The organism is Pseudomonas sp. GL-R-19, from assembly GCF_019956375.1.
Taxonomy (GTDB): domain Bacteria; phylum Pseudomonadota; class Gammaproteobacteria; order Pseudomonadales; family Pseudomonadaceae; genus Aquipseudomonas.
Genome location: NZ_JAHBDJ010000092.1, coordinates 192,507 through 200,203, shown reverse-complemented (window position 1 = coordinate 200,203; position 7,697 = coordinate 192,507). Strand labels below are relative to the sequence as shown.

Below are 7,697 nucleotides of genomic sequence, written 5' to 3'. Positions count from 1 at the left end.
CCACTGACATATCTGTTGACAGTTTTACCCTTGCGCTCCTATAAAGGCGTATGTTGTACGACAACCTACAACAACCGCAACACCAAAAATAAATCCAAAAAATGATGGTGACGTGATGAAAGTCAAAGGCATCCGCTGGTGGATGGTCGGCCTGGTGACGGCCGGCCTGATGGTCAACTACCTGGCTCGCAATACCCTGTCAGTGGCGGCTCCGACCCTGATGAGCGAAATGAACATCTCCACCGAGCAGTACTCGCACATCGTGGTCGCGTGGCAGGTGTGCTATGCGCTGATGCAACCGGTAGCCGGCTATATCATCGATGCCATCGGCACCAAAATGGGCTTCGCCATTTTCGCCTTCGCCTGGTCGATTGCCTGTGCACTGGCCGCGCTGGCGACCGGTTGGCAGGGCCTGGCCTTTGTCCGCGGCCTGCTTGGCCTGACCGAAGCCGCAGGGTTACCGGCGGCGGTCAAGACTTCCACAGAATGGTTCCCGGCCAAAGAACGCTCAGTGGCCATCGGCTGGTTCAACATCGGTTCGTCGATTGGTGCCGTACTGGCGCCGCCGCTGGTGGTCTGGGCGATTCTGCACAGCGGCTGGGAACTGGCGTTCCTGATCGTCGGCGGCCTGGGCGTGGCCTGGACTTTCCTGTGGATGATCTTCTACAAGCACCCACGGGATCAAAAACGCCTGAGCGACGAAGAGCGCGACTACATCCTCAGCGGTCAGGAAGCACACTTCAAAGACCCGGCGACGAAAAAAGGCAGCTGGAAAAAGATCATCGGCAACCGCAACTTCTACGCCATCGCCAGCGCGCGCATGCTCTCGGAACCGGCGTGGCAGACCTTCAACGCGTGGATTCCGCTGTACCTGATGACCGAACGGCACATGAACATCAAAGAGATCGCGATGTTCGCCTGGCTGCCGTTCCTGGCCGCCGACCTGGGCTGCGTGCTCGGCGGTTACCTGAGCCCGTTCTTCCACAAGTACTGCAACGTGTCGTTGTTCACCTCGCGCAAAATGGTCCTGCTGTTCGGCGCCTCGTGCATGATCGGCCCGGCCTGCATCGGCCTGGTGGCCAGCCCCTACACTGCGATTGCGCTGCTGTGCATCGGCGGCTTCGCTCACCAGACCTTGTCCGGTGCGCTGTATGCGATCACCTCTGACTCCTTCGGCAAAAACGAAGTGGCCACCGCCACCGGCATGGGCGGCATGTTCGGCTACCTGGGCGCAGCCGCGTTCACCCTGGTGTTTGGCGTGATGGTGACAAAGATCGGTTACAGCCCACTGTTCGTGGTGCTGGCGATTTTCGACATTGTCGCCGCGTTCATCGTCTGGACGGTTGCCCGTGAGATCAAGCCTCAACAGCCCGCCCCAAGCCTGCAAGCGGCAGTGCCAGCCAACTAAGACCCAAACCCTGTAGGAGCGAGCCTGCTCGCGATGGCGGCCTGACATTCAACATCAATGCTGGCTGACAGACCGCTATCGCGAGCAGGCTCGCTCCTACAAGGGTGTTTGCCATCTTGAGCTATCACTCCGACGCGCTATGCTGCCCGACACTGCCACCGATCGAGACGCTGCCATGTCCGCCCCGAGCATGACCCTGTACCACAACCCGCTCTCTCCCTTCGTTCGCAAAGTCATGGTGCTGCTGCATGAAACCGGTCAACAGGACCGCGTGGCACTGCAGACCAGTGTGCTCACCCCGGTCAACCCGGACCTGACTCTGATCGACGACAACCCCCTGGGCAAAATCCCGGCGCTGCGCCTGGCCGATGGCAATGTCATCCATGACAGCCGGGTCATCCTCGACTATCTCGATCAGCAGCACGTCGGCAACCCGCTGATCCCCCGCGAAGGCTCGGCCCGCTGGCGGCGCCTGACCCTCGCTTCGCTGGCCGACGGCATCATGGACGCGGCCGTGCTGGTGCGCTACGAAGTCGCCTTGCGCGCCCCGGAAAAACACTGGGACGAATGGCTCGATGGCCAGCGCGACAAAATCCGCCGCGCCCTGGCATTGCTGGAGAAAGATGCGATTGCCGAGCTGACCTGCCACTTCGACGTAGCCTCGATCAGCGTGGCTTGTGCACTGGGTTACCTGGACTTGCGCCATCCGGATCTGGAATGGCGCACGGCGAATCCGCAACTGGCGGCATGGTATTTCGAGGTGAGCCAGCGGCCTTCGATGATTGCGACGATGCCGAAGGTTTAAGCCTTCAAAAAATCAGCAATCCGGCTTGTCGGCCGTAAAACGCCGAGCCGGATTCACCGCCGCCCCGAACTCACGCAACGCCTTGGCCCCAATCAGCAATGGGTAGTTAAAGCTGCTGCGGTCGGTGAGGTTGACCTCCACGGTGCGCTTGACGTTACCCAGGCACAGCTCCAGATCGACCACTGGACGCTTCGTGGGCGCGACTGCTTCGCTGTCATCTTCCTCCTCTTCAGAACGGGTCTTGATCTTGCTGATGCGCGCTATCTTGTGTTCGTAGACCTGGTTACCCGCACCCTTGGTGCCGAGGCGGAAACGCACCCAGTCTTCACCGTCACGCTTGAAGGTTTCGATGTCCTTGGCCGACAGCGACGCGGTCAGGGCGCCGGTGTCCATTTTGGCCTTGAGGACCTGCCCGCCGATTTCCGGCAGGGCAATGTATTCGTAACGCCCGTACAGGGTCGGCTCGGCGGCCATGACCGGCAGGGCGATGAGGGAGAACACTGCAAGGAGGGATTTCACGTAATGGGTTTCCATGAGAGTGTGCGGTCGGATTTTAGACCGTCGTTCGCTTGATCGTTCCCACAAGGTTAACGACCCGAAAGTGAAACATTCGTCACCGCCGATTTGGCCTGCCGTCCGAAGCTGCTTATCATGGCGCGCCCAACCGCCTCCACGAGTGACTTATGCGCCGCCTGCTCACCGGCTGTTTCGTGACCCTGCTGCTTGTGCTCAACACCCTGGTCCTGATCGGGCCACTGCTGGTGTTTGCCCTGCTCAAGCTGGTCCTGCCCGGTCGTTTTCGCGATTACGCCTCATGGGTGGTGATGTGGATCGCCGAGACCTGGTCCGAGATCGACAAGCTGATTTTCCGCCTGTGCATCCCCACCCAATGGGACATCCGCGGCGGTGACGATCTGCGCCGTGATACCTCGTACCTGGTGATCAGCAACCATCAATCCTGGGTCGACATCCCGGCGCTGATCCAGACGCTGAACCGGCGCACACCGTTCTTCAAATTCTTCCTCAAGAAAGAACTGATCTGGGTGCCCTTCCTGGGCCTGGCTTGGTGGGCGCTGGATTACCCGTTCATGAAGCGCTACAGCAAGGCATTCCTGGCCAAACACCCGGAACTGGCGGGCAAGGATCTGGAAATCACCAAACAGGCCTGCGAGCTGTTCAAGCGCCAACCGGTAACCGTGGTCAATTATCTGGAAGGCACGCGGTTCACGTCGGCCAAACGCGCTCAACAGCGATCACCGTTCAACCACCTGCTCAAGCCCAAGGCTGGCGGCGTGGCGTTTGTACTGGCGGCGATGGGCGAACAGCTGGATGCGATTCTCGATGTGACGGTGGTTTACCCGCAGCAGAAGATTCCGGGATTCCGGGACTTGATCAGCGGCGATGTGCCAAGGGTCATCATCGATATCCAGACCCGCGAACTCGACCCGGCGCTGTGGCAGGGCGACTACGAAAACGATCCTGCGTTTCGCGAGAAGATCCAGAACTGGGTCAACCAGCTCTGGATCGAGAAGGATCAGCGCATCGACGCCTTGCGCGCCGAGCGCCGCTGAATCAGATTCCGGTGCCGGCGCCCCAGATGCTGCCCAGGCTACTCAGCAGCGTACCGCCGACGCCCTGCTGACCGAAGTACTGCAGGAGCACCGGGGCAAACTGGCCAATCATGCCGCTGTCCATGCCCAGAGCGCTGAAGGCGTTGTTCAGGTCGTTGGTGTCCTTGACGTTACCCAGGGCATTGTCCAGCCCTGCCGCTTTGCCGCTGGAGCCGAGCAGACCGGCCAGCGCACCCAACTCGCCGCCGCCCGAGAGCATGTTGATGCCCGGCACGCTTTTGGCCAGTTCCGAGTAGTCGGTCGAACTCAACTGGTTCTTCGCCAGCCCCAGCATCGCCCCGGCACCGCCGATGGCTTGCTGTGGGGTGATGTTCAATTGAGTGAGGGTGCTTAGCAGGTCAGCTGTCTGCGGTGTTGGTGCGGCAGTCGCGGTCGCGTCACCGCCGTTCATGCCCGAAATCGCATTGGCCGCGTCGTTCAGACTGAACTGCGCAAAGGCCGGGCTGGCGGACAGTGCCAACAGCGAAGCGAGTGCAATACCGCGTGAAATCTTCATCCAGACATCCTCTTGTGCCATGAAACCATCCGAAAACCGGCGGTAAAACTGACGATTTGACCGGGCATCCTCAATCATGTTCCTTGCCGCGCATCCGTTTTTACACGGGTCACGTATAAGAAACGTGAATCCCTGGATGCCACGCGATGAATGGCACCACTGAGCAGCCGGCGGGGCCGGTATTGAATCAGGAACCCTGGCAGCCGTTTGAAAAAGATATCCAAACAAAAACGGCGACCCGAAGGTCGCCGATTTGTTTGGCCTGAAGACTTACGCCGCGCTGAACATCTTGTGCGGATCGATCACAAACTTCTTCGGCACGCCCGCATCGAACTCGCCATAACCCTGTGGAGCCTGATCCAGGCTGATCACCTGAACGCCTACCACTTCGGCGATGTTGATACGGTCCCACATGATCGCCTGCATCAGTTGGCGGTTGTACTTCATTACCGGGGTCTGGCCGGTATGGAAGCTGTGGGACTTGGCCCAGCCCAGACCGAAACGGATGCTCAGGCTGCCCATTTTCGCGGCAGCGTCGACAGCGCCCGGGTCTTCGGTCACGTAGAGGCCGGGGATGCCGATCTTGCCTGCCACACGCACCACGCCCATCAGCGAGTTGAGCACAGTGGCCGGGGCTTCGTGTTTCACGCCGGCATGGCCATGGCCACGGGCTTCGAAGCCAACGGCGTCGACGGCGCAATCCACTTCCGGCTCGCCGAGCAGTGCGGCGATCTGTTCGTGCAGCGGCGTTTCCAGGGACAGGTCGGCGATTTCGAAGCCCTGGGCCTTGGCGTGAGCCAGGCGAACGGTGTTGACGTCGCCGACGATCACCACCGCCGCACCCAACAGACGGGCCGAAGCGGCTGCAGCCAGGCCAACCGGACCGGCACCAGCGATGTACACGGTGCTGCCCGGGCCAACGCCAGCGGTCACGGCACCGTGATAGCCAGTCGGCAGGATGTCGGAGAGGCAGGTCAGGTCGCGGATTTTTTCCATCGCCCGATCGCGATCCGGCAGTTTCAGCAGGTTGAAGTCGGCGTACGGCACCATGGCGTATTCGGCCTGACCACCGGTCCAGTCGCCCATGTCGACATAACCATAAGCGCCACCGGGACGCGCCGGGTTGACGCTCAGGCACACGCCGGTATGCATCTCTTTGCAGGAGCGGCAGCGCCCGCAAGCCACGTTGAACGGTACGGACACCAGGTCGCCGATATTCAGGTTCTCGACGTCGCTGCCCTTCTCGATCACTTCACCGGTGATCTCATGACCCAGCACCAGGCCGGTTTGCGCCGTGGTACGACCGCGCACCATGTGCTGGTCGGAACCACAGATGTTGGTGGACACCACACGCAGGATGACAGCGTGTTCAATCTTCCTGCCGCGCGGGTCCTGCATTTTCGGATAGTCAATACTCTGCACTTCGACCTTGCCAGCGCCGAGATACACCACTCCACGATTACCAGACATGCTTTCACCTCGATGTTGTTTTTATGAAACCGCGTTACCCAGGCAGGCAGCGCGTTAAGTGCTCGGGTTATTGCCTTTGTGTCTTGTGTTGTCTGTTAAGGCCTCTTCGCTGGCAAGCCAGCTCCTACAGGGGAAACGCGATCAGCTGTAGGAGCTGCGATGCGGCGTTCCGACTTGCCAGCGAAGGCGATCTAAAGAACGACCGTACGATTGGCGTTCAAAAACACTCTTCTCTCGATGTGATAGCCAACGGCTCTCGCCAGCGTCAGCCCTTCGATATCCCGCCCCTTGGCGATCAAATCTTCCGGGTAATGGCTGTGGTCCACGGCCTCCACTCCCTGGGCGATGATCGGGCCTTCATCGAGGTCGTTGTTGATGTAATGCGCCGTGGCGCCCACCAGTTTCACGCCCTTGTTGTAGGCCTGGTGATAAGGCTTGGCGCCCTTGAACCCGGGCAGCAGGGAGTGGTGGATGTTGATCGCCTTGCCATCGAGCTTGCGGCACAGCTCCGGCGACAGCACTTGCATGTAGCGCGCAAGGATCACCAGCTCCGCACCCGACTCTTCGATGACCTGCCACACCTGACGCTCTTGGGACGGCTTGTCGTTCGGATCCAGCGGGAAGTGGTAGTACGGAATCTGGTGCCAGTCGGCCAACGGCTTGAGGTCCGGGTGGTTGGAGACCACGGCAGCGACGTCCATCGATAACTGGCCGATGCGTTGGCGATAGAGCAAGTCGTTGAGGCAGTGATCGGCCTTGGAGACCATGATCACCACTTTCGGCCGATAGTTCGGCGCGACCAGTTCGAAGATCATGCCAAAAGCGTCGCCACGCTCGGCCAGGCCCGCGCGGAACGACTGTTCGTCGAAGCCATCGGGTTGGCGGAATTCCACACGAATGAAGAAACGGCCCGAGAGCCGGTCATCGAACGAATGGTGCTCGGTGACGTAGCAGCCCTGCTCGAACAGAAAGCGGGTCACCACGTCCACCGTGCCGAGCAGGCTTGGGCAGTCGGCGGTCAGAATCCATGTGTCTGGGGCGCGGCTCATGGTGCGGTGACTCCTGAGAAATCGGTGGATGCCTCCTGTAGGAGCGAGCTTGCTCGCGAAGGACTTCAGGACGACGCGTTAAATCAGGAAGCACGCGTTATCGTTGACGTTTTTCGCGAGCAAGCTCGCTCCTACAGTTGATCGCTGATCAAGCCTGAACGCTGAGGCCGAACTCGGCAGAAGCATCCTGCAACCACAGCCACCAGTAATCCGAGAAGCTGCGACGAATCAACAGTTCCCAAGTGTCTTCAGCGGTGTGACGGATCATCAGTTGCGACTTGGCGAATACCGTGCCGACAGCTTTGCCCACCGGGAAGTTGTTCGGGTGCACGTCGTAGCTGGTGGACTTCATCAGCACCTGGCGCACGTTCGGGCCGCTCAGTTCGAGGAGTTGCTGGCCACCGCTGACGTTGACGATTGCAATGTGCAGATCGCCCAGCGCTTTGCGCAGTTTCTGCTCGGCGGCAAGCTCTTCACCGCTCGGCACGATCAGCAGCCACTCATCCGGCCCCATCCATTGCAGGCTGGTTTCGCCTTTGACGATGACCGTCAGTGCACCCGGCAACTCGATACCGAGGGCCTTATGCACGCCAGCAGCGAATGCGGCGTCGTGGCCATTGCCACGGATGGTCAGGTGGCCGAGGAGTTTCTTCTCACGCACGGTCACACCGGCGTTCTTGCGGCCCTTGCCCACCAGGCTGGCGAGGTCGGCGTGATGCAGCGACGACTCGGCCTTGGCCCCGGAGGTTGGGCGTTGTTGGTAAACATTGGCTGCGGTCATAAAGCACCTGTTCTGAATTCTGTTGGTTCCTGTGGTGGCTGCACTGTCGCCATCGCG

8 protein-coding genes are annotated in these 7,697 nt (G+C 60.3%); 3 read left to right on the top strand and 5 right to left on the bottom strand.

The window, feature by feature from the left end:
* The first annotated feature begins 115 nt into the window (after positions 1–115).
* A complete protein-coding gene (locus tag KGA83_RS29795) occupies positions 116–1,408 on the top strand; it encodes an MFS transporter (RefSeq protein WP_223531495.1) in 1,293 nt (430 codons plus the stop codon).
* 175 nt (positions 1,409–1,583) lie between these two features.
* Positions 1,584–2,213 (top strand): glutathione S-transferase, encoded by a 630-nt coding sequence (locus KGA83_RS29790; RefSeq protein WP_223531494.1) that lies wholly within the window; start codon positions 1,584–1,586, stop codon positions 2,211–2,213.
* A gap of 12 nt (positions 2,214–2,225) precedes the next feature.
* On the opposite strand, the gene KGA83_RS29785 is transcribed toward KGA83_RS29790, so the two are convergent.
* The gene (locus KGA83_RS29785) at positions 2,226–2,732 is read right to left on the bottom strand and encodes an ATP-dependent zinc protease (RefSeq protein ID WP_108217248.1); all 507 of its coding nucleotides are present in this window, start codon (positions 2,730–2,732) and stop codon (positions 2,226–2,228) included.
* A 164-nt stretch (positions 2,733–2,896) separates the two neighbouring features.
* Here KGA83_RS29785 and KGA83_RS29780 point away from each other — a divergent pair, with 164 nt between their 5' ends.
* Positions 2,897–3,784, top strand: a complete 888-nt coding sequence (locus KGA83_RS29780) for an acyltransferase (RefSeq protein ID WP_223531493.1) — start codon at positions 2,897–2,899, stop codon at positions 3,782–3,784.
* 1 nt (position 3,785) lies between these two features.
* Here KGA83_RS29780 and KGA83_RS29775 read toward each other — a convergent pair whose 3' ends face one another.
* The 4 genes from KGA83_RS29775 to KGA83_RS29760 form a co-directional block, all read right to left on the bottom strand.
* The gene (locus KGA83_RS29775; RefSeq protein WP_108217249.1) at positions 3,786–4,340 is read right to left on the bottom strand and encodes a DUF2780 domain-containing protein; all 555 of its coding nucleotides are present in this window, start codon (positions 4,338–4,340) and stop codon (positions 3,786–3,788) included.
* A gap of 270 nt (positions 4,341–4,610) precedes the next feature.
* Positions 4,611–5,810, bottom strand: coding sequence for a formaldehyde dehydrogenase, glutathione-independent (gene fdhA / locus KGA83_RS29770; protein ID WP_108216956.1), 1,200 nt, complete (start codon positions 5,808–5,810; stop codon positions 4,611–4,613).
* 191 nt (positions 5,811–6,001) lie between these two features.
* Positions 6,002–6,859 carry a formyltetrahydrofolate deformylase gene (purU, locus tag KGA83_RS29765; protein WP_108216957.1) on the bottom strand — a complete coding sequence of 286 codons (858 nt, stop codon included), beginning with the start codon at positions 6,857–6,859 and terminating at the stop codon, positions 6,002–6,004.
* Between the two features lie 148 nt (positions 6,860–7,007).
* Complete coding sequence (locus KGA83_RS29760; RefSeq protein ID WP_108216958.1) at positions 7,008–7,640, bottom strand: sarcosine oxidase subunit gamma; 633 nt, start codon at positions 7,638–7,640, stop codon at positions 7,008–7,010.
* Between the last annotated feature and the right edge of the window lie 57 nt (positions 7,641–7,697).

What these genes read in the sequence shown, in the direction of transcription:
- KGA83_RS29760 (WP_108216958.1), bottom strand. Translation starts at nt 7,640, where the DNA reads ATGACCGCAGCCAATGTTTACCAACAACGCCCAACCTCCGGGGCCAAG.
- purU (WP_108216957.1), bottom strand. Translation starts at nt 6,859, where the DNA reads ATGAGCCGCGCCCCAGACACATGGATTCTGACCGCCGACTGCCCAAGC.
- fdhA (WP_108216956.1), bottom strand. Translation starts at nt 5,810, where the DNA reads ATGTCTGGTAATCGTGGAGTGGTGTATCTCGGCGCTGGCAAGGTCGAA.
- KGA83_RS29795 (WP_223531495.1), top strand. Translation starts at nt 116, where the DNA reads ATGAAAGTCAAAGGCATCCGCTGGTGGATGGTCGGCCTGGTGACGGCC.
- KGA83_RS29780 (WP_223531493.1), top strand. Translation starts at nt 2,897, where the DNA reads ATGCGCCGCCTGCTCACCGGCTGTTTCGTGACCCTGCTGCTTGTGCTC.
- KGA83_RS29775 (WP_108217249.1), bottom strand. Translation starts at nt 4,340, where the DNA reads ATGAAGATTTCACGCGGTATTGCACTCGCTTCGCTGTTGGCACTGTCC.
- KGA83_RS29790 (WP_223531494.1), top strand. Translation starts at nt 1,584, where the DNA reads ATGTCCGCCCCGAGCATGACCCTGTACCACAACCCGCTCTCTCCCTTC.